This is a genomic window from Geodermatophilus sp. SYSU D00710 (assembly GCF_054050195.1).
On the sequence record NZ_JBJGYX010000005.1, the window covers coordinates 52,378 to 71,922 of the forward strand.

Here is a 19,545-nt window from a genome sequence, read left to right on the forward strand (position 1 = left end):
GGATCAGCCGCGGGCGTCGAGCACCGCGGAGTAGACCTGCACGGTCTGCTGGGCGATCGCGGGCCAGCCGAACTCCGACAGCACCCGCTCGCGGCCCGCGGCGCCCATCGCCGCAGCACGCGCCGGGTCGGCGAGCAGCTCGGCGATCCGCGCGGCCAGGCCCGCCTCGAACGCGGCGACGTCGTCGGGGTCGTAGGGCACCAGCAGCCCGGTGCGCCCGTCGGCGACGACCTCGGGGATGCCGCCGACGGCGCTGGCGACCACGGCGGTCCCGCACGCGGCGGCCTCGAGGTTGACGATGCCGAGCGGCTCGTACACCGACGGGACGACGAACACCGTGGCGCCGGTGATCAGCGGCACGAGCTGCTCGCGCGGCAGCATCGCCTCGATCCACACCACACCCGGCCGGCGGGCCTGCAGCGCGGCCACCGCGTCGGCGACCTGCTGCCGCTCGGCCGGGGTGTCGGCGGCACCGGCGCACAGCACCAGGCCCGCGTCGGCCGGCAGCTGCTCGGCAGCCCGCAGCAGGTGGACGACGCCCTTCTGCCGGGTGATCCGCCCGACGAACAGCGCGTAGGGCCGGTCGGGGTCCACCCCGAGCGAGCGGACGACGTCGGGGTCGCGCACCGGCCGGTAGGCCTCGGCGTCCACCCCGTTGCCGACGACGTGCACCCGCGCCGGGTCGAGGTCGGGGTAGGCGTCGAGGACGTCGGCGCGCATCCCGTGGCTGACCGCGATCACGGCGTCGGCGGCGAGGTAGGCGGTGCGCTCCACCCAGGACGACAGCCGGTACCCGCCGCCGAGCTGGTCGGCCTTCCACGGCCGGCGCGGCTCGAGCGAGTGCGCGGTGACCACGTGCGGGACGCCGTGCACCAGCCCGGCCAGCAGCCCCGCGCCGTTGGCGTACCAGGTGTGGCTGTGCACCAGGTCCACGCCGCCGAGCGCGGCGGCGATCTCGACGTCGGTGCCCAGCGCCTGCAGCGCGCCGTTGGCGCCGGCCAGCCCCGGCGGCACCGGCCAGCCGACGGCGTCGGCGCGCGGGCTGCCGAAGGCGTGCACCTCCAGGTCGGGCCCCGCGGGCAGCGAGCGCAGCGCCGCGACCAGGTGCTCCACGTGCACCCCGGCGCCGCCGTAGACGTCGGGGGGCCACTCGCGCGTGACGATGCCGATGCGCACGGCCGTCACCCTAGGGGGGACGGTGAGGGGCCGCCGGACGCGGAAGCGGCTAGGTTTCCCCCATGCGTGGGGGTCCCCGGGTGCTCGGCATCGTCCTGGCCGGTGGTGAGGGCAAGCGGCTGGCACCGCTGACCGCTGACCGGGCCAAACCGGCCGTCCCCTTCGGCGGCAACTACCGGCTGGTCGACTTCGTGCTGTCCAACCTGGTGAACGCCGAGATCCGGCAGATCGCGGTGCTCACGCAGTACAAGAGCCACAGCCTCGACCGGCACATCACCACCACCTGGCGGATGTCGCAGCTGCTCGGCAACTACATCACCCCGGTGCCGGCCCAGCAGCGGCTCGGCCCGCGCTGGTACACCGGCAGCGCCGACGCGATCTTCCAGAGCCTCAACCTCATCTACGACGAGCGGCCCGACATCGTCGTCGTCTTCGGCGCCGACCACGTCTACCGGATGGACCCGGGACAGATGGTCGACCAGCACCTGCAGACCGGCGCCGGCGTGACCATCGCCGGGCTGCGGGTGCCCCGGCGCGACGCCACCGGCTTCGGCGTCATCGACGCCGGCGCCGACGGCAAGGTGCGCGGCTTCCTGGAGAAGCCGGCCGACCCGCCGGGCCTGCCCGACAGCCCGGAGGAGTCCTTCGCCTCCATGGGCAACTACGTGTTCACCACCGAGGCCCTGCTCGAGGCCCTGCGCGCCGACGCCGAGGACCCCGACTCGGTGCACGACATGGGCGGCTCGATCATGCCGATGCTCGCCGACGCCGGGCGGGCGTACGTCTACGACTTCTCCACCAACGTCGTCCCGGGGACCACCGAGCGCGACCACGGCTACTGGCGCGACGTCGGGACGATCGACTCCTACTACGACGCGCACCTGGACCTGGTGTCGGTGACGCCGGTGTTCAACCTCTACAACGACCGCTGGCCGATCTACACGCTGCCGCCGCAGCTGCCGCCGGCGAAGTTCGTGCTCGGCGGCCGGGCCGAGGAGTCGATGGTCAGCGCCGGGGCGATCATCGGCGGCGGGTCGGTGCACAACAGCGTCATCTCGCCCGGGGTGCACGTCGACCGCGGCGCCAGGGTCGAGGACAGCGTGCTGATGAACGGCGTGCACGTCGGCGAGGGCGCGTACGTCCGCCGGGCGATCCTCGACAAGAACGTCGTCGTGCCGCCGTGGGCCCGCATCGGCGTCGACACCGACGCCGACCGGGAGCACTACCACGTCAGCGCCGGAGGTGTGGCGGTCCTGGGCAAGGGCGCCCGCGCCGTCGTCTAGCAGGTGACCGACCCCCGGCCCCTGGTCGTCACGCTGCTGCTCGGATCGGAGGCGCAGGCGCGCTTCGACCGGCTGCGCGCCGAGCACTTCCCGGCCGACCGCAACCACCTGGCCGCGCACGTGACCCTGTTCCACGCCCTGCCCGGGGAGCAGCGGCCCGCCGTCGACGCGGCGCTGGCCCGGGCCGCCGACCGGCCGCCGTTCGACGTCGAGGTGACCGGCCTGCAGCTGCTCGGGCGCGGCGTGGCCTACCGGCTGCGGTCCGACGAGCTCTCGGCGCTGCACGCCGGCCTGGCCGCGGAGTTCGACCCCTGGCTGACCCGGCAGGACCGCCAGCGCCTGTCGGCCCACGTGACCGTGCAGAACAAGGTCGAGCCGGAGGTCGCCCGGCGGCTGCGCGACCGGCTCGCGGCCGGCTTCACGCCGCACGCGGTGCCGGCCCGCGGGCTCGGGCTCTGGCGCTACCTCGGCGGCCCGTGGGAGCCGCTGGCCGAGCACCCGTTCGGGAGCTGACCGCTACGGCCGGCGGGTGGCCAGCAGCAGGCCCGCCCCGACCGGCAGGACGGCGGAGGTCAGCTGCTCGTCCTCGCGCACGGTGCGGGCCAGCTCGCGCCAGGCCACCGTCTGCGGGTCGCGGGCCGAGCGGTCGCCGATGCGGTCCCCGGCGAGCAGCCCGTGGCAGGCCAGCGTGCCCCCGGCGCGGACCAGCCCGACGACGGCGCCCAGGTGCGCCGACCACTCGGTGGGCGGAGCGGCGCAGACCACCAGGTCGTAGGCGCCGGGGGACAGCCGGGGCAGCACCTCGGCCGGCGTGCCGAAGATCAGCCGGGTCCGGCCGGGCGGGACACCGGCCTCGGCCAGGGTCCGCCGGGCCGCCCGCAGCTGCTCGGGATCGGTGTCGAGCACGGTGAGGACGCCGTCGGGGCGCATGCCGCGCAGCAGCCACAGGCCGGCCACCCCGCCGCCGCTGCCGATGGAGACCACCGTGCGGGCGTTGCTCCCCGCCGCCAGCACGGCCAGGGTGGCCCCGACCGCCGGCCCCACCGGCGGCGGTCCGCCCAGCGCGCCGGCCCGGGCGCGGGCGGCGGCGAGGACGGGGTCCTCGGTGGCGTACCGGTCGGCCCACGCGGCGCCGCCGGTGCCGCCCGTGTGCGACGGGGGTCCCTCGGCGCTCATCACCGGCCGAGGGTAGAGGCCGCCGGTGCCGCGACCCGGGACCCGGAGGTGTGACCCCGACCTGTGAGGTGCCTGTGAACGGGAACACCCGGTGATCCGCCGTCCGTTGCTCCCGTCGTGACACCCGAGCGTGCCGCCCTCCCCTCCCAGCCTGCGGGGGAGGCCGGCAGCGTGCGCGTCCGCGATACTGACGACGTGCCCGAGGCCCCCGTCCCCGCCACCGCCGACCGGCCGGACGCGTCCGGCGCCGGCGAGGTGTGGGTCGCGCCCACCTGGGAGCAGGTCGTCCGGGACCACTCCGCCCGGGTCTACCGGCTCGCCTACCGTCTCTCGGGCAACGCCCAGGACGCCGAGGACCTCACCCAGGAGACCTTCGTCCGGGTGTTCCGCTCGCTCGCGGACTTCTCGCCGGGCACCTTCGAGGGTTGGCTGCACCGGATCACCACGAACCTGTTCCTCGACATGGTCCGCCGCCGGCAGCGGATCCGGTTCGACGCGCTGCCCGAGGACACCGAGCGGCTGCCCGGCACCGCGCCCAGCCCCGAGCAGGTCTACGCCGACACCCACCTCGACCCGCAGGTGCAGGCGGCGCTGGACGCGCTGCCGCCGGAGTTCCGCGTCGCCGTCGTCCTGTGCGACATCGAGGGCCTGACGTACGAGGAGATCGCGGCCACCCTCGGCATCAAGCTCGGCACCGTGCGCAGCCGGATCCACCGCGGCCGCGTGCAGCTGCGGCAGGCCCTGGCCCACCTCGCCCCGCGGGGGGTCGCGGCACCGGGAGCCCCGGCATGAGCCTGCCGGAGAGCCACCTCGCGCAGGAGGCGATCGCGGCCCTGGTCGACGGCGAGCTGGGCAGCGGCCCGGCCGCCCGCGCCGCCCGCCACCTGGCCGGCTGCGCCGAGTGCCGGATGCTGGTGCAGGCCCAGCGGGAGGCCAAGGAGGCGCTGCACACCGCCGCCGACGTCGCCGTCCCCGGCGACCTGCTCTCCCGGCTGTGCGCCATCCCCTTCACCGCCGACGTCCCCGGCTCCGGCGGCCTGGGCACGGTCGCCGCGGGGCCCGGGCAGCTGACCGTCACCGACTCGTCGGGGCGGTGGACCATCGCACTCGACGACCCGCCCGCACACGGCGCCGCACCGCACCAGGCGCGCTGGCTGCGCCGCGGCGTGGCCGGCACCTTCCTCGCGCTGAGCCTGGGCGTCGCCGTGCTCGCGCTCAACCTGCCCGACGTCGGCACCGTCCCGCCCGGCCCGACGCCGGCGTCGGTGGCCGACGGGTCCGGTCCCGACGAGCGCACCGAGGTGGTGCCGCCGGTGGTGCGGACGGTGATCTCGTCCGCGCCGCAGGACCCGGCCGGCGGCGCGCCCTGAGCCGCCACACCCGATCCCGCCGCACCGGCCTGCCGGGCCGGGGGAGGATCCTGTACCCGTGACGCCCCCCGACGCCCGGCAGCCCGGATCCGACGACGGCGACCGCACCGTCGAGGCCGTCGTCCGTCCCCCGGTCGACGCCCCGCGCGCCGCCGACCCCGGCCGGCCGGCCGACGACGACGCGGTCTTCGCCCGTCCCGCCGGCGCCGCCGGTCCGTTCGACCCGCCCGAGCGCCGGCGTCCCGCCGTGCAGCCGGCCCCGCCGCCGAGCCCCGCGCAGCAGGCCGCCTTCGGGCGCCCGGCCGCCGTCGCCGGCAGCTTCGCCGGGGACCGGCCCACCCCGCCGCCGCGGCCGGTCGCCCCGCCGCCGCCGGAGGCCGTGCTGCGGGCCTTCCGCGCCCCGGCCGGGCAGGGCGGCCTGCAGGAGCCGCCCGGCGGGCGCCCCGGCCGGCGGCGGACCTCGGCCGGGCCGTGGTGGAAGTCCGACGCCCGCAGCGACCCCTGGCGCGACCCGCACGCCCCGGCCGGCCTCACCGGTCCGGCGGTGTTCGAGGAGGAGGCCGAGCAGGAGGGCCCGGTCGTCGTCGACCGCAAGGGCCGCCGCAAGCTGCGGCTGCGCGACCTGTCGGTGCGGGTGGCCGCGCTCGTGCTGTTGGCCGTGCTGCTGGCGGGGGCGCTCGGCGGCGGCGTCGGCTACCTGCTCACCCGCGAGGCCGCGGAGACCCCGCTGCTCGCGCCGGGCACGACCCTCTCGGAGACCGACGACGCCGTCACCCGCGAGCCCGGGTCGGTGGCCGACATCGCCGAGCGGGTGACGCCGGCGGTGGTGTCGATCGAGGTGCGCATCGGCGAGGCCGGCGCCACGGGCTCGGGCGTCGTCGTCGACGGTGAGAACGGCTACATCGTCACCAACAACCACGTCATCTCCGGCGCCGACGGCGTCGAGGGCGCCGGGATCCGCGCGGTGTTCAGCGACGGCACCGGGTCCGAGGCGCGCATCGTCGGCCGCGACCCGGCCAGCGACCTCGCCGTCCTCAAGGTCGACCGGCCCGGCCTGGTCACCGCCTCGCTGGGCAGCTCCGACGACGTCGTCGTCGGCGACCCGGTGGTGGCCATCGGCTCCCCCCTGGGGCTGGCCGGCACCGTCACCAGCGGGATCGTCAGCGCCCTCGACCGGCCGGTGCGGCTGGCGGGGGAGGGCAGCGACACCAACGCGGTCATCAGCGCCGTGCAGACCGACGCCCCGATCAACCCGGGCAACTCCGGCGGCGCGCTGGTCGACGCCACCGGCGCGGTCATCGGCATCAACACCGCGATCGCCTCGCTGGGCGGCGGCAGCGTCGGCCTGGGCTTCGCCATCCCGATCGACACCGCCCGCGACATCGCCGAGCAGCTGATCTCCACCGGCGTGGCGGTGCACGCCTCGCTCGGCGTCAACACGCGGTCGGTCACCGACGGCACCCGCGACGGCGCCCTGGTGCTCAACGTGGAGCCCGAGAGCGCCGCGGCCGCCGCGGGGATCCGGGAGCAGGACGTGGTCATCGCCGTCGACGACGTGCCGGTCGGCAGCTCCGAGGAGCTCGTGGTGGCCATCGACGCGCACCGGCCCGGTGACGCGGTGACCATCGAGCTGATCCGCAACGGGTCCTCCACGACGGTGCAGGCGACGCTCGACCAGGCCTGACGAAGGACCCCGCTGCCCCCCGCCACTCGCAGGCTCGCGGCGGGACCCGGCAGCGGGGCCGAACTACGCTGGGTCCACGGAGGAGGGATCGGCACGTGTTCGACTCGATCGGCTGGGGCGAGATCGTGGTCCTCGCCCTCGCTGCGCTGTTCATCTTCGGTCCCGAGCGGCTGCCCACCCTGGCCCGCGACGCCGCGGCCGGCCTGAAGAAGGTCCGCACCGCGCTGACCGGGGTGCGCGCGCAGGTCGACGACTCGCTGGGTGAGGAGCTCGCCGGCCTGCGCGACCTCGACCTGCGCAAGTACCACCCGAAGACGTTCATCCGGCAGCAGCTGTTCGAGGACGACGACGCCCCGCCGGTGCGCCGCGGCAGCGCCGGCGGGGCGGGCGTGCCCGCCGGTGCGACCGCGGCGAGCCTGGTCAAGCCGCCGGCCGCGGTGCGGCGCGAGCCCGCCGTGCGGCCCCCGTTGGACGTCGACGCCAGGTAGCCGGCCCCGCTACGCAGAACGGCCCGGCACCCACGCGGGAGCCGGGCCGTTCTGCGTGCCGCTGCGTCAGCGGCGGACGGGGGTGAGCCCCAGCGACATGCCCGACAGGCCGCGCTGCCGGACGGCGAGGGAGTCGGCGATGCTCGTCAGCGCCTGCGCGGCGGGCGTCCCGGGCTCGGCGAGCACGATCGGCGCGCCGGCGTCGCCGGACTCGCGCAGCCGGGTGTCGAGCGGGATCTGGCCCAGCAGCGGGACCCGGGCGCCGAGCGTGCGGGTCAGCGCGTCGGAGACCGCCTGGCCGCCGCCGGAGCCGAAGACCTCCATGCGCGAGCCGTCGGGCAGCTCCAGCCAGGACATGTTCTCGATGACGCCGACCACCTGCTGGTGGGTCTGCGTGGCGATCGCGCCGGCCCGCTCGGCCACCTCGGCGGCGGCCTGCTGCGGCGTGGTCACCACGAGGATCTCGGCGTTGGGCAGCAGCTGGGCGATGGAGATCGCGACGTCGCCGGTGCCGGGCGGCAGGTCGAGCAGCAGGACGTCGAGGTCGCCCCACCACACGTCGGCGAGGAACTGCTGCAGCGCCCGGTGCAGCATCGGCCCGCGCCACACGACCGGGGTGTTGCCCGGGGTGAACATGCCGATCGAGATGACCTTCACGCCCATCGACTGCGGCGGCATGATCATGTTGTCGACCTGGGTCGGCTTGTCGTCGACGCCCAGCATGCGCGGCACCGAGTGGCCGTAGATGTCGGCGTCCACGACGCCCACCGACAGGCCGCGCTTGGCCAGCGCGGCGGCCAGGTTGACCGTGACGCTGGACTTGCCCACGCCGCCCTTGCCGGAGGCGACGGCGTAGACGCGGGTCAGCGAGCCCGGCTGGGCGAAGGGGATGACCGGCTCGGCGGTGTCGGTGCCGCGCACGGTCCGGCGCAGCTCGGCGCGCTGCTCGTCGCTCATCACGTCGAGGCCCACCTGCACCGAGGTCACGCCGGCGACGGCGGACACCGCGGTGGTGACGCGGTTGGTGATCGTCTCGCGCATCGGGCAGCCGGCCACGGTCAGGTAGACCTCGACCCGCACGGCACCCGGGTCGCCGCCGACGCCGATCTGCACGTCCTTGACCATGCCGAGCTCGGTCAGCGGGCGGTTGATCTCCGGGTCCTGGACGGTGGCCAGAGCGGCGTTGACGGCGTCGAGCGCCGGCGAGCCGGTCAGCGTGTCGGACATGGGGGTGTGTGTCTCCTTCGACGGGGGGACCCGGCTGCGGCCTGCCGCACACGGCGGGGACCAGCTCCGCGGGCCACCTGCCACTGTACGGCGGTCGGCACCGGGTGCCGCCCGGCGCGGGGGTGACGTACTGCGCAGTCCGGCGCGACGCACCCGTGCAGGTCAACGCGCTGCCGGGCGCCCTGCTTCCCCTCCGCGGCCGGTCACTAGCCTCGGGTCCCGTGTCCGGATCCGCCCGCGCCGCCGTCCTGCGTGACGCGATCGGGCTCGGTGTCGCCGTCGGCCTCTACGGGGTGGCCTTCGGCGCGGCCGCCGACGCCGCGGGTCTCGACCCCTGGCAGGCGCTGGCGATGTCGCTGCTGATGTTCACCGGCGCCTCCCAGTTCGCCCTCGTCGGCGTGCTCGGCGCCGGCGGTGGCGCGGCCGCGGCGGTCGGCAGCGCGCTGCTGCTCGGCACCCGCAACACCGTCTACGGCGTCCGGCTGGCCCCGCTGCTCGCCCCGCGCGGCCTGCTGCGCCGGCTGGGCACGGCGCACTGGGTCATCGACGAGACGACGGCGCTGGCCGTGGCCGCCCCCGACCGCACGCTGGCCCGGCTGGCGTTCCTCGCCGGCGGCGCGACGATCTTCACGGTCTGGAACACCACCACGCTGGTCGGCGCGCTCGGTGCCGCGGCGCTGGGGGAGACCGCGCAGGCGGCGCTCGACGCCGTCGTCCCCGCCGCCTTCCTCGCCCTGCTCTGGCCGCGGCTGCGCACCGGCGCCGAGGAGCCCGCTGTCGCCCGACGGGTCGCGCTCGGCGGTGCGGCCGTGGCGCTGGCGCTCACCCCCTTCGTGCCGCCGGGCGTGCAGGTGGTGACCGCCGTCGTCGCGGTCGCGCTGGCCGGCCGGCCCCGGCAGGAGGCGGCGGCGTGAGCAGCGGGACGCTGTGGGCGGTGGTGCTGGCCGGGTCGCTGGGCTGCTACCTGCTCAAGCTCGCCGGGCTGTCGGTGCCCGCGGCGTGGGTCGAGCGGCCCTGGGTCACCCGCATGGTCACCTTCGTCCCGGCCGCGCTGCTGGCCGCGCTCGTGGCGGTGCAGGCGGTCGCCGCGGGGCGCGACCTGGTCGTCGACGGCCGGCTGGCCGGGCTGGCCGTCGCCGCGGTCGCGCTCGCGCTGCGCGCCCCGTTCGTCGTCGTCCTGGTGGCCGCCGGCGCCACCGGGGCGCTCGTGCACGTCCTGGGCAGCTGAGATGACCGAGCCCGACGACGGGCCCGGGGCCGGCTCCGCCGGGACCTGACCGGCGGCCGGGTCAGAACAACCGGCTGTCGCGCTGCTCGAGGTCGAGCAGGAAGCGCTTGCGGGCGAGTCCGCCGCCGAAGCCGACCAGACTGCCGTCGGCGCCGACGACCCGGTGGCAGGGGACGACGACGGCCAGCGGGTTGCGCCCGCAGGCCAGGCCCACGGCCTGCGCGCCGCCGGGCTCGCCGACGGCCGCCGCGACCGCGCCGTAGCTGCGCGTCTCGCCGTAGGGGATGCCGGCGAGCTGCTGCCAGACGGCCAGCTCGAAGTCGCTGCCCACCGGCCGCAGCGGCAGGTCGAAGGCCTCCCGGTCGCCGGCGAGGTACTCGCCGAGCTGGCCGGCGGCGCCGGCGAGGGCGGCGTCGTCCCGCGCGCCGATCTCGGCCCGGGGGTCCGGCGGGGAGAGGTACAGGCGCACGAGCACGCCGTCGTCGGTGACGACGGTCAGCGGCCCCATCGGCGAGGGCACCACCGTGTGTGCGCGCACGCCCCGCAGGATGCCGCAGGGGGACGACGAAACGGTGCGCTACGTCGCGGGGTCGGCCAGGGCCGGCTGGGCGACGTCCTTGTGCCGCTTCTTCCCCTTCTTCTCCCGCTCCTCGGCCGGGAAGCTGTCGACGAGGCGGGTGAGCTCGCCGCGGATGAAGTCGCGGGTGGCCACCTCGCCGATCGCCAGGCGCAGGGCGGCCAGCTCGCGGGCGACGTACTCGGTGTCGGCGCGGGTCTGCGCGGCGCGGGCCCGGTCCTCCTCGGCCTGCACGCGGTCGCGGTCGGCCTGCCGGTTCTGGGCCAGCAGGATCAGCGGCGCGGCGTACGCGGCCTGGGTGGAGAAGGCCAGGTTGAGCAGGATGAACGGGTAGGGGTCCCAGCGCAGCCGCACGGCGAACACGTTGAGCGCGATCCAGAGCACCACGATGATCGTCTGGACGGCGAGGAAGCGGCCGGTGCCGAGGAACCGGGCGATGGCCTCGGCGAACCGGCCGACCGCGTCGGGGTCCAGCCGCAGGTAGCTGCCCAGGCCGCGGGGCGAGCCGCGGGGGACGTCGAGCCGCCGGCCGTCAGCCACGGCGGGACCGCTCGCGCCAGTTCTCGGGGAGCAGGTGGTCGAGGACGTCGTCGACGCTGACCGCGCCCACCAGCCGGCCGCGGTCGTCGACCACGGGTGCCGCGACCAGGTTGTAGGTGGCGAAGTACCGGGTGACCTCGGCCAGCGGCGCCTCGGGCCGCAGCGGCTCGAGGTCGTCGAGCACGCCGCTGACCAGCGCCGACGGCGGCTCGCGGAGCAGCCGCTGGATGTGCGCGAGTCCGAGGTAGCGCCCGGTCGGGGTGGCCGAGGGCGGGCGGCAGACGTAGACCTGGCTGGCCAGCGACGGGGTGAGCTCGGGCTCGCGCACCCGGGCCAGCGCCTCGGCGATGGTCGCGTCGGGCGTGAGGATCACCGGCTCGCTGGTCATGATCCCGCCGGCGGTGTCCTCGGAGTACTGCAGCAGCTGGCGCACCGGCTCGGCCTCGTCGGGCTCCATGAGCTCCAGCAGCCGGTTGCGGTCGACGTTGGACAGCTCGGAGAGCAGGTCGGCGGCGTCGTCGGGGTCCATCTCCTCGAGGACGTCGGCGGCGCGGGCCTCCTCGAGGGTCTGCAGGATCGCCATCTGCTCGGTCTCGGGCAGCTCGCCGAGCACGTCGGCCAGCCGCTGGTCGTCGAGGGCCCCGGCCACCTCGTGCCGCCGCTTGATCGGCAGGTCCTGCAGCGCGTGGGCGAGGTCGGCGGCGTTGAGCTCGCGGTAGGTGGCGATGAGCGTCTCGGCGCCCTGCCCGCTCTCGGGCAGCGCCAGGCCCACCACCTCGTCCCAGGCCAGCTGGTGCAGCTGCCCCCGGCGGCCCAGCCGGCCGGGCTCCTGCACGGCGAGCCGGGTGATCTCCCACTCGCCGGTGCGGGTCTGCTCCATCCCCGCGTCGACGACGGTGGCGGGCCGGCCGGTCTCGCGGATGGTGACCGTGCGGTCGAGCAGCTCGCCGAGCACCAGCGTCTCCCCGCGCCGCTGCTCGAACCGCTTGAGGTTGAGCGTGCCCGACGACAGCACGATCGCCCCGGGGTCGACCGTGGTGACCCGGCCCATCGGCACGAAGATGCGGCGGCGGGCCACCACCTCCACGACCAGGCCCAGCACCCGGGGGCTGGCGGTGCCCACCCGCAGCGCCACGACCAGGTCGCGCACCCGCCCGACGCGGTCGCCGTTGGGGTCGAACACGGGGAGCCCGGCGAGCCGCGCGACGTACGCCCTGGTCACCGTGCTCACGGTTCGTGAGGTTACCGTCGGGCCGTGGCCACCCCGGGTTCCGTGGAGTACGAGGTCGTCGACGTCTTCGCCCCGCGGGCGTTCGCGGGCAACCCGCTGGCGGTGGTGTTCGACGCCGACGACCTGACCACGGAGCAGTGCCAGGCGCTGGCCGACGAGTTCGCGCTGTCGGAGACGTCGTTCCTCTGCGCGCCGACCGAGCCCGGCGCGTCGTACCGGGTCCGCATCTTCACTCCCCACGCCGAGCTGCCCTTCGCCGGGCACCCGAGCGTCGGCGCGGCGCACACGCTGGTGCGCACGGGCCGGCTGCCCGCGGGCACGCTGCACCAGGAGTGCGGGGCCGGGGTGCTGCCCATCGAGGTCACCGAGGACGGCGCCACCCTCACCGGCGGCCGGCCGACCTCCGAGGACGGCCCCGACCCGGCGGTGCTCGCGGAGGCCCTGGGGCTGGCCGCGGCCGACGTCGTCGGCGTGCCGGCGGGGGTGGCCGGGTGCGGCCTGCCGTGGACCTTCCTGGCCGTGCACCCCGGCGTCGTCGACCACGCCGCCCCGCAGCCGGCGGCGCTGGCCACGCTCGGCGTGGGGGAGGGCGTCTCGGTGCTCTCCTGGGACGCCGCGACCTCGACCGCCTACGCCCGGGTCTTCGCCGACGACCTCCGCTGGAACGAGGACCCGGCGACCGGGTCGGCCGCGCTGGGCGCCGGCGTGTGGCTGGTCGCCTCCGGGCTGCTGGCGCCGGAGGGCACGTCGTCCTACACCGTGCGCCAGGGCGAGGCGATGGGCCGGCCGTCGGTCCTGCGCTGCACCGTCACCGCCGAGGGCGGCCGGGCGTCCACGGCCACGGTGGCCGGCGCGGTGGTGCCGGTGGCAGCCGGTCGCATCCGCGTGCCATGAAGGACCCTGCTGCCCCCCACCACTCGCAGGCTCGCGGCGGGACCCTGCAGCAGGGCCGAGGGGCAGGCGCGGTCGACCCGTGGGCGGTGCACCGCCCGGGCGCCCGCGACGTCGGGCTCATGGCGGTCGCCGTCGTCGGGATCTCGTTCTCCGGGCCGCTGACCGCGATGGTGACCGCCTCGTTCCTCGCGATCGCCTTCTGGCGCAACGCCGCCGGCGCGGCGCTGCTCGTGCCGGTGCTGCTGGGCCGCGAGCGGGCCACCCTGACCGGCCTGCGGCCGCGGGACCTGACGACGTCGGTCGTGGCCGGGCTGTTTCTCGCCGCGCACTTCGCCGCGTGGCTGCCCAGCCTGTCGATGACCACCGTCGCCGCGTCGACCGCGCTGGTCACCACGACGCCGGTCTGGACGGCGCTGGCCGCGCGGGTCTCCGGCGTGCGGCTGCCCGCGCAGGTGTGGGTCGGGCTGGCGCTGGCCGTCGTCGGCGCGGCGCTGATCGCCGGGGTCGACGTCGCGGTGAGCCTGGAGGCGCTGGCCGGTGACGGGCTGGCGCTGCTCGGCGCGATCTGCGCCGGCGGGTACATGCTGGCCGGCGCCCGGGCGCGCACCCGGCTGGCGACGTCGGCCTACTCGGTCGTCTGCTACTCCACCTGTGCGGTCGTGCTGGCCCTGGCCGCGCTGGTGACCACCACCCCGCTCGCCGGGTTCAGCGCCCGCGACTGGTGGCTGATCGCCGCGATCACCGTGTGCGCCCAGATCCTCGGGCACACCCTGCTCAACCTGGTGCTGTCCACGGTCGGGCCCACGGTGGTCGGGCTGGCGGTGCTGCTCGAGGTGCCCGGGGCGCTGCTGGTCGCGCTGGTGCTGCTGCAGCAGACCCCGCCGCTGCTCGCGCTGCCGGGCATGGTCGCCGTCGTCGCCGGGGTGGCGCTGGTGGTCCGCGCGGGCCGGCCGGTGACGCCGGTGGAGCCGGTCACCTGACGAAGGACCCCCTCGCCCCCCTGCAAGGACCTCCCTGCCCCCCACCGCTCGCAAGCTCGCGGCGGGCCCCCACAGGGAGGCCGACCGCCGCTCGTGGCGGGACCCTGCGAGGGGGCCGACGGGCCGTCACTACCCTCCGATCAACGATCACCACTGGAGGCACCGTGGCCGAGCTCCGATCCCGCCGTTCCAACCTGGCCGTCCCGGGCAGCAACCCGCGCTTCCTGGAGAAGGCCAAGGGCCTGCCGGCCGACCAGGTGTTCCTCGACCTCGAGGACGCCGTCGCGCCGCTGGCCAAGCCGGGCGCGCGCAAGAACATCGTCGCGGCGCTCAACGAGGGCGGCTGGGGTGAGCGGATCCGCACGGTCCGGGTCAACGACTGGACGACGGAGTGGACCTACCGCGACGTCGTCGAGGTGGTCGAGGGCGCCGGCGCCGAGCTCGACTGCATCATGCTGCCCAAGGTCGCCGACGCGGCCCAGGTGCGGGCGCTGGACCTGCTGCTCACCCAGATCGAGAAGACCAACGGCCTGGAGGTCGGGCGGATCGGCATCGAGGCGCAGATCGAGACCGCGCAGGGGCTCATCAACGTCGATGACATCGCCTTCGCCAGCCCCCGGATCGAGACGATCATCTTCGGCCCGGCCGACTTCATGGCCAGCATCGGCATGCGCTCGCTGGTGGTCGGTGCGCTGCACCCCGACTACCCGGGCGACCCGTTCCACCACATCCTCATGACCATCCTCATGGCCGCCCGTGCCCGCGGCGTGCAGGCGATCGACGGGCCCTTCCTGCAGGTCCGCGACGTCGACGCCTTCCGCGAGGTGGCCAAGCGCTCCGCCGTCCTCGGGTTCGACGGCAAGTGGGTGCTGCACCCGGGGCAGATCGACGCCGCCAACGAGATCTACGCGCCGTCGCAGGAGGACTACGACCACGCCGAGCTCATCCTCGACGCCTACGACTGGTACACGTCGGAGGCCGGCGGGAAGAAGGGCTCGGCGATGCTCGGCGACGAGATGATCGACGAGGCCAGCCGCAAGATGGCGCTGGTCGTCGCGGGCAAGGGCCGCGCCGCGGGCATGTCGCGCACGTCGTCGTTCACCCCGCCGGAGGGCTGACGGAGGCACCCTGCGAGGCCCGTCGCCGCGTCCCGGTGGTGACCCGGGACACGGCGACGGTGCCCGGGGGGTGGCCCATACTCGCCGGTAACACGGACACCGGAGTCCCGGAGGAGCAGACGTGGCCCGACTGGCGCAGACCGCCGACCTGACCGACATCCAGCAGGAGATCCTGTCGACGGTCCGCAGCTTCGTGGACAAGGAGATCATCCCGCACGCCCAGGAGCTCGAGCACGGCGACGTCTACCCGCAGGAGATCGTCGACGGGCTCAAGGAGCTGGGCATCTTCGGGCTGATGATCCCCGAGGAGTACGGCGGTCTCGGCGAGTCGCTGCTCACCTACGCGCTGGTGGTCGAGGAGATCGCCCGCGGCTGGATGAGCGTCTCGGGCGTCATCAACACCCACTTCATCGTCGCCTACATGATCCGCCAGCACGGCACGCAGGAGCAGAAGGAGCACTTCCTCCCGCGGATGGCCACCGGCGAGGTGCGCGGCGCGTTCTCGATGTCCGAGCCGGGCCTGGGGTCCGACGTCGCGGGCATCCGGACCAAGGCCGTGCGGGACGGCGACGACTACGTCATCGACGGCCAGAAGATGTGGCTGACCAACGGCGGCTCCTCCACGCTGGTCGCGGCGCTGGTGCGCACCGACCTGGGCGCGGACAAGCCGCACCAGAACCTGACCACCTTCCTGGTGGAGAAGCCCGCCGGCTTCGGCACCGTCGCTCCGGGCCTGACCATCCCCGGCAAGATCGACAAGATGGGCTACAAGGGCGTCGACACCACCGAGCTGGTGTTCGACGGCTACCGCATCGGCGCGGACATGGTCCTCGGCGGGGAGCCCGGCCGTGGCTTCGCGCAGATGATGGACGGCGTCGAGGTGGGCCGGGTGAACGTCGCCGCCCGCGCCTGCGGCATCTCCATCCGCGCCTTCGAGCTCGCCGTCGAGTACGCGCAGCAGCGGGAGACCTTCGGCAAGCCGATCGTGCAGCACCAGGCGATCGCGTTCCAGCTCGCCGAGATGGCCACCAAGGTCGAGGCCGCCCACCTGATGATGGTCAACGCCGCCCGCCTCAAGGACGCCGGCCGGCGCAACGACGTCGAGGCCGGCATGGCGAAGCTGCTGGCCAGCGAGTACTGCGCCGAGGTGACCACCCAGTCGTTCCGCATCCACGGCGGGTACGGCTACTCCAAGGAGTACGAGATCGAGCGGCTCATGCGCGAGGCGCCGTTCCTGCTCATCGGCGAGGGCACCAGCGAGATCCAGAAGACGATCATCAGCCGCGGCCTGCTCCGGGAGTACGGCCTGCGCCGCTGAGCAGCGGCGGCCCGGGACCGGTCCGGTCCCGGGCCGCCCGCCGGCTCAGCGCGGTGGGCGGCGCTCGTAGCCCGCCCGGGCCCACAGGTGGCCGACCAGCGCGATGCCGGCGCACCAGGCCACCGCGAGCAGGGCGGAGGAGCCGATCGCCGTCCCGGTGAGCAGGCCGCGCAGCGTCTCGACGATCGGCGTGAACGGCTGGTGCTCGGCGAACCAGCGCAGCCAGCCGGGCATCGACTCGACCGGCACGAAGCCGCTGCTGAAGAACGGCAGGAGCATCAGCGGCATCGGCAGGTTGCTGGCCGCCTCGACCGTCCTCGTCCACAGCCCCATGGCCACCGACAGCCAGGACAGCGCGAAGGAGGTCATCGCCAGGACGCCGACCGTCGCCAGCCACTCCCGGGCGGTCGCGTCCGGCCGGAAGCCGACCAGCAGCGCGACGGCGAGGACGAGCGCCAGCCCGACCAGCGTCTGGAGCACGGCGCCGACGACGTGCCCGGTGAGCACCGACGCCCGGGCGATCGACATGGTGCGGAACCGGGCGATGATGCCCTCGGTCATGTCCATGGCGATCCCGATCGCCGTGCCCTGCGCGCCGCCGGTGATGGCCAGCACGAGGATGCCGGGGACGACGTAGGTGACGTACTCCGCCCGGCCGCCGGACGGAGCGCCCAGCCCGGCGCCGAGCGTCCCGCCGAAGACGTAGACGAACAGCAGCAGGAAGACGATCGGCAGCGCGGCCACGATCACCGTCAGCCCGGGGTAGCGCACGGCGCGCCTCAGATTGCGTCGCAGCATGGTGGCGGAGTCGCTCAGCGTGAGGGCCAGGGTGGTCACGAGGCCACCTCCTCGGGAGCCGGCCGGCCGGTCAGGGCCAGGAAGACGTCGTCCAGGTCGGGGGTGTGCACAGTCAGGTCGGCGGCCTCGACGCCGGCGTCGTCGAGCCGGTCGAGCAGCGCCCGCAGCGCGGGCACGCTGCCGTCGCCGGGGACCTCGAGGACCAGCGCCGCGGGGTCGGCGGTGCCGGTCGGCAGGGCGCGGGCGGCCCGCCCGAGCGCCGCGGCGTCGGGGAAGCGCAGCCGTACCGACGCGCCGGGGACCAGCCGCTTGAGCTCGTCGGCGGTGCCCTCGGCCACCAGCCGGCCGCCGTCCAGGACGCCGATGCGGTCGGCGAGCTGGTCGGCCTCCTCGAGGTACTGCGTGGTGAGCAGGACCGTGACGCCGCCGGCCACCAGATCGCGGACGGCGTCCCACATCGCCCGCCGGCTGCGCGGGTCGAGCCCGGTCGTCGGCTCGTCGAGGAAGACCACCCGTGGGCGGGCCATGAGGCCCATCGCCAGGTCCAGCCGGCGGCGCATGCCACCGGAGTAGGTGGCCGGCGGCCTCCCCGCCGCGTCGGTCAGGTCGAACCGGGCGAGCAGCTCGGCGGCGCGGCGGCGGCCCTCCTCCCGGCCGAGGTGGTGCAGGTCGGCCATGAGCCTCAGGTTCTCGGCGCCGGTGAGCAGGGTGTCGACGGCGGAGAACTGGCCGGTCAGCGCGATCGCGGCGCGCACCGCGTCCGGCTCCCGGTGCAGGTCGTGCCCGGCGACGCGGACCTCGCCCTCGTCGGCCGGGAGGAGCGTCGAGAGGACGTCGACGGTGGTGGTCTTGCCGGCCCCGTTGGGGCCGAGCAGGGCGTAGACGGTGCCCTCGGGCACGGTCAGGTCCAGCCCGTCGAGGACGGTCGTCGGGCCGAAGGCCTTGCGCAGGCCGGTGACGGCTATGGCGGCGGTGGCGGCGGTCATCCCGGTCCTCCTCAGGCCCGGCGGACGAGGATGTCGCCGTAGGCGGTGCGCGCCTTGAGCTGCACGGTGCCGGTGGCGTCCTCGGGGCCGTCGGCGGCGGTGAGCTCGTTGCGGATGCTGCCCGAGGCCGACTGCAGGTCCAGCCAGGCCGCGGTGCCCGCGGCGATGCCCGCCTCGACCTCGCCGTAGGCGGTCTCGAGCACCAGCGACCCCCGCACCGCCTCGCCCACGCGCACCTTCCCGTAGCTGGTGCTCCCGAGCAGCGAGCCGGCGGTGTGGTCGACGGTGACGTCACCGCAGTTGGTCCGCAGCCGGGTGTCGCCGTCGGTGCGGCCGATCCGCACGTCGCCGTAGTCGGTCTGCGCGACCGCGTCACCGGAGACGGCGCCGACGGTGATGCCGCCGCTGCTGGTGCGGGCCCGCAGCCCGGCGGCCGAGTCGAGCCGGAGGTCGCCGTGGCGGCTCTCGAGGGCGGCGCGGCCCAGCCGGCCGGAGCAGGAGATCCCGCCGGCCGTCGTCCGCACCTCGACCGACGAGCCCTCGGGCAGCGCCACGTCGACGTCGACCTCGCCGCCGGAGCCGAGGAACAGCAGCCGCGGCCGGCCGGTGGTGCGGACCAGCAGGTGCCCGTCGGCGCAGGTGACGGTGGCCTGCTCGGCGGCCTGGACGTCGGCGCTGCTGCGGTCGTCGTGCGGCCGGACGTCGACCACCGTGACGGGCTCGTCGGTGGCCCGGACGCGGACGCTGCCGGCGGCGACGTCGATGCGGGCGGTGATCGGGTCGGGGGTGTCGAAGGTGGGCATGGCGGCGCCTCCCGGGCGTGCCGGATCGGCCCCCGGCCGGTCGGCCGGGGGTGCGGGCGTGCGTGTGCGGTGTGCGGTGTGCGGGCTAGCGGACCCAGCCGGTGTAGGACTGGCCCGCCGACCAGCGCGAACGGCGCGGCTCGGCGGCCGGGGGACGGTCGGCCCGGGCGACGGCGTCGGCCACGACCCGGACCAGCCAGGTGTTCACCGACGAGCCGAGGCGGGCGGCGGCCTCCTCGACGCGGACCTTGAGCGTCTCGGGCAGCCGCAGGGTGATGCGGATGGTGCTGCCGTCGTCGGCGTCGGGGACGACCCCCTCGGGAGTCGGCGCGGGCGGGTGCTCCTCGGCCGGGGGAGGGGTGACGACGAAGCCGATGTCGCTGCCCCGCAGCCGCACGTCGACCGAGCCGGGGGCGAGCTGGCCGGTGATCTCCTCCGCCGCCGCGGACAGTGCGCTGAGCAGGGCCAGCCGCACCGAGGACTCCAGCGGGGCGGTGAGCTGCTCGGCGAGGGCCTGCGCCTCCTCACCGCCCGGCGCGGCGGCCAGCGCCAGCTCCCGGCGGAGCTGCTCGACGTACGGCGTGAGGTCCATGGCGTCATCATGACACCACCGTGACGTCACCCGCAAGTCCCGTGACGTCACGACGCGGCAGGCCCCTAAGGTCGGG

22 protein-coding genes are annotated in these 19,545 nt (G+C 75.6%); 12 read left to right on the forward strand and 10 right to left on the reverse strand.

The annotated features are described in order from the left end of the window. Positions 1 to 3 precede the first annotated feature (3 nt). Complete coding sequence (glgA, locus tag ACI78U_RS03595; RefSeq protein WP_456873916.1) at positions 4 to 1,176, reverse strand: glycogen synthase; 1,173 nt, start codon at positions 1,174 to 1,176, stop codon at positions 4 to 6. Positions 1,177 to 1,238: 62 nt separating this feature from the next. Between glgA and glgC the strand changes: the two genes are divergently transcribed. Together glgC and ACI78U_RS03605 are read left to right on the forward strand one after the other, a co-directional pair. Continuing rightward, positions 1,239 to 2,459, forward strand: a complete 1,221-nt coding sequence (glgC, locus tag ACI78U_RS03600) for a glucose-1-phosphate adenylyltransferase (RefSeq protein ID WP_456873917.1) — start codon at positions 1,239 to 1,241, stop codon at positions 2,457 to 2,459. A gap of 3 nt (positions 2,460 to 2,462) precedes the next feature. Beyond that, positions 2,463 to 2,972, forward strand: coding sequence for a 2'-5' RNA ligase family protein (locus ACI78U_RS03605; protein WP_456873918.1), 510 nt, complete (start codon positions 2,463 to 2,465; stop codon positions 2,970 to 2,972). 3 nt (positions 2,973 to 2,975) lie between these two features. Here the strand turns inward: ACI78U_RS03605 and ACI78U_RS03610 are convergent, their stop codons facing one another. Then, positions 2,976 to 3,635: an O-methyltransferase gene (locus ACI78U_RS03610; RefSeq protein ID WP_456873919.1), complete on the reverse strand. Its 660-nt coding sequence runs from the start codon at positions 3,633 to 3,635 to the stop codon at positions 2,976 to 2,978. A gap of 195 nt (positions 3,636 to 3,830) precedes the next feature. Between ACI78U_RS03610 and sigE the strand changes: the two genes are divergently transcribed. The 4 genes from sigE to ACI78U_RS03630 all read left to right on the forward strand — a co-directional run bounded on the left by sigE (position 3,831) and on the right by ACI78U_RS03630 (position 7,177). After that, on the forward strand, positions 3,831 to 4,427 hold the full coding sequence (sigE, locus tag ACI78U_RS03615; protein ID WP_456873920.1) for an RNA polymerase sigma factor SigE: 597 nt from the start codon (positions 3,831 to 3,833) through the stop codon (positions 4,425 to 4,427). After that, the gene (locus tag ACI78U_RS03620) at positions 4,424 to 5,005 is read left to right on the forward strand and encodes an anti-sigma factor family protein (protein ID WP_456873921.1); all 582 of its coding nucleotides are present in this window, start codon (positions 4,424 to 4,426) and stop codon (positions 5,003 to 5,005) included. The genes sigE and ACI78U_RS03620 overlap by 4 nt, the downstream gene beginning before the upstream one ends. Before the next feature lie 58 nt (positions 5,006 to 5,063). Next, on the forward strand, positions 5,064 to 6,689 hold the full coding sequence (locus ACI78U_RS03625; protein ID WP_456873922.1) for a S1C family serine protease: 1,626 nt from the start codon (positions 5,064 to 5,066) through the stop codon (positions 6,687 to 6,689). A gap of 95 nt (positions 6,690 to 6,784) precedes the next feature. After that, a complete protein-coding gene (locus tag ACI78U_RS03630; protein ID WP_456873923.1) occupies positions 6,785 to 7,177 on the forward strand; it encodes a twin-arginine translocase TatA/TatE family subunit in 393 nt (130 codons plus the stop codon). Between the two features lie 66 nt (positions 7,178 to 7,243). Here ACI78U_RS03630 and ACI78U_RS03635 read toward each other — a convergent pair whose 3' ends face one another. After that, positions 7,244 to 8,404: an Mrp/NBP35 family ATP-binding protein gene (locus ACI78U_RS03635; protein WP_456873924.1), complete on the reverse strand. Its 1,161-nt coding sequence runs from the start codon at positions 8,402 to 8,404 to the stop codon at positions 7,244 to 7,246. Positions 8,405 to 8,625: 221 nt separating this feature from the next. Between ACI78U_RS03635 and ACI78U_RS03640 the strand changes: the two genes are divergently transcribed. Beyond that, positions 8,626 to 9,318, forward strand: a complete 693-nt coding sequence (locus ACI78U_RS03640; protein ID WP_456873925.1) for an AzlC family ABC transporter permease — start codon at positions 8,626 to 8,628, stop codon at positions 9,316 to 9,318. Further along, positions 9,315 to 9,632, forward strand: coding sequence for an AzlD domain-containing protein (locus tag ACI78U_RS03645; protein ID WP_456873926.1), 318 nt, complete (start codon positions 9,315 to 9,317; stop codon positions 9,630 to 9,632). Before ACI78U_RS03640 ends, ACI78U_RS03645 begins: the two co-directional genes overlap by 4 nt. A gap of 61 nt (positions 9,633 to 9,693) precedes the next feature. Here the strand turns inward: ACI78U_RS03645 and ACI78U_RS03650 are convergent, their stop codons facing one another. Genes ACI78U_RS03650 through ACI78U_RS03660 form a run of 3 tightly spaced genes read right to left on the reverse strand, consistent with a single transcriptional unit; the run spans position 9,694 to position 11,980 of the window. Continuing rightward, the gene (locus ACI78U_RS03650; RefSeq protein WP_456873927.1) at positions 9,694 to 10,170 is read right to left on the reverse strand and encodes a methylated-DNA--[protein]-cysteine S-methyltransferase; all 477 of its coding nucleotides are present in this window, start codon (positions 10,168 to 10,170) and stop codon (positions 9,694 to 9,696) included. Between the two features lie 39 nt (positions 10,171 to 10,209). Continuing rightward, positions 10,210 to 10,749 carry a DUF1003 domain-containing protein gene (locus tag ACI78U_RS03655; protein WP_456873928.1) on the reverse strand — a complete coding sequence of 180 codons (540 nt, stop codon included), beginning with the start codon at positions 10,747 to 10,749 and terminating at the stop codon, positions 10,210 to 10,212. Next, positions 10,742 to 11,980 (reverse strand): magnesium transporter MgtE N-terminal domain-containing protein, encoded by a 1,239-nt coding sequence (locus tag ACI78U_RS03660; protein ID WP_456873929.1) that lies wholly within the window; start codon positions 11,978 to 11,980, stop codon positions 10,742 to 10,744. Before ACI78U_RS03660 ends, ACI78U_RS03655 begins: the two co-directional genes overlap by 8 nt. Positions 11,981 to 12,004: 24 nt before the next feature. Between ACI78U_RS03660 and ACI78U_RS03665 the strand changes: the two genes are divergently transcribed. From ACI78U_RS03665 to ACI78U_RS03680, 4 genes are all read left to right on the forward strand, one after another. Next, on the forward strand, positions 12,005 to 12,874 hold the full coding sequence (locus tag ACI78U_RS03665) for a PhzF family phenazine biosynthesis protein (protein ID WP_456873930.1): 870 nt from the start codon (positions 12,005 to 12,007) through the stop codon (positions 12,872 to 12,874). Further along, on the forward strand, positions 12,871 to 13,854 hold the full coding sequence (locus ACI78U_RS03670; protein WP_456873931.1) for a DMT family transporter: 984 nt from the start codon (positions 12,871 to 12,873) through the stop codon (positions 13,852 to 13,854). Before ACI78U_RS03665 ends, ACI78U_RS03670 begins: the two co-directional genes overlap by 4 nt. A 164-nt stretch (positions 13,855 to 14,018) precedes the next feature. After that, positions 14,019 to 14,972, forward strand: coding sequence for an HpcH/HpaI aldolase/citrate lyase family protein (locus tag ACI78U_RS03675; protein ID WP_456873932.1), 954 nt, complete (start codon positions 14,019 to 14,021; stop codon positions 14,970 to 14,972). A gap of 121 nt (positions 14,973 to 15,093) precedes the next feature. Next, the gene (locus ACI78U_RS03680; protein WP_456873933.1) at positions 15,094 to 16,290 is read left to right on the forward strand and encodes an acyl-CoA dehydrogenase family protein; all 1,197 of its coding nucleotides are present in this window, start codon (positions 15,094 to 15,096) and stop codon (positions 16,288 to 16,290) included. Positions 16,291 to 16,335: 45 nt separating this feature from the next. Here the strand turns inward: ACI78U_RS03680 and ACI78U_RS03685 are convergent, their stop codons facing one another. From ACI78U_RS03685 to ACI78U_RS03700, 4 genes are all read right to left on the reverse strand, one after another. Continuing rightward, a complete protein-coding gene (locus ACI78U_RS03685) occupies positions 16,336 to 17,127 on the reverse strand; it encodes an ABC transporter permease (RefSeq protein ID WP_456873934.1) in 792 nt (263 codons plus the stop codon). Further along, positions 17,124 to 18,074, reverse strand: coding sequence for an ATP-binding cassette domain-containing protein (locus ACI78U_RS03690; protein ID WP_456873935.1), 951 nt, complete (start codon positions 18,072 to 18,074; stop codon positions 17,124 to 17,126). Before ACI78U_RS03690 ends, ACI78U_RS03685 begins: the two co-directional genes overlap by 4 nt. A gap of 11 nt (positions 18,075 to 18,085) precedes the next feature. After that, positions 18,086 to 18,877 (reverse strand): DUF4097 family beta strand repeat-containing protein, encoded by a 792-nt coding sequence (locus tag ACI78U_RS03695; protein WP_456873936.1) that lies wholly within the window; start codon positions 18,875 to 18,877, stop codon positions 18,086 to 18,088. 85 nt (positions 18,878 to 18,962) lie between these two features. Then, the gene (locus tag ACI78U_RS03700) at positions 18,963 to 19,469 is read right to left on the reverse strand and encodes a hypothetical protein (protein ID WP_456873937.1); all 507 of its coding nucleotides are present in this window, start codon (positions 19,467 to 19,469) and stop codon (positions 18,963 to 18,965) included. Positions 19,470 to 19,545 lie beyond the last annotated feature (76 nt).

Excerpts from the sequence above, each read along its gene's own strand:
- glgC (WP_456873917.1), top strand. The coding sequence starts at position 1,239 with ATGCGTGGGGGTCCCCGGGTGCTCGGCATCGTCCTGGCCGGTGGTGAG.
- ACI78U_RS03610 (WP_456873919.1), bottom strand. The coding sequence starts at position 3,635 with ATGAGCGCCGAGGGACCCCCGTCGCACACGGGCGGCACCGGCGGCGCC.
- ACI78U_RS03620 (WP_456873921.1), top strand. The coding sequence starts at position 4,424 with ATGAGCCTGCCGGAGAGCCACCTCGCGCAGGAGGCGATCGCGGCCCTG.
- ACI78U_RS03635 (WP_456873924.1), bottom strand. The coding sequence starts at position 8,404 with ATGTCCGACACGCTGACCGGCTCGCCGGCGCTCGACGCCGTCAACGCC.
- ACI78U_RS03670 (WP_456873931.1), top strand. The coding sequence starts at position 12,871 with ATGAAGGACCCTGCTGCCCCCCACCACTCGCAGGCTCGCGGCGGGACC.
- ACI78U_RS03690 (WP_456873935.1), bottom strand. The coding sequence starts at position 18,074 with ATGACCGCCGCCACCGCCGCCATAGCCGTCACCGGCCTGCGCAAGGCC.
- ACI78U_RS03695 (WP_456873936.1), bottom strand. The coding sequence starts at position 18,877 with ATGCCCACCTTCGACACCCCCGACCCGATCACCGCCCGCATCGACGTC.
- ACI78U_RS03700 (WP_456873937.1), bottom strand. The coding sequence starts at position 19,469 with ATGGACCTCACGCCGTACGTCGAGCAGCTCCGCCGGGAGCTGGCGCTG.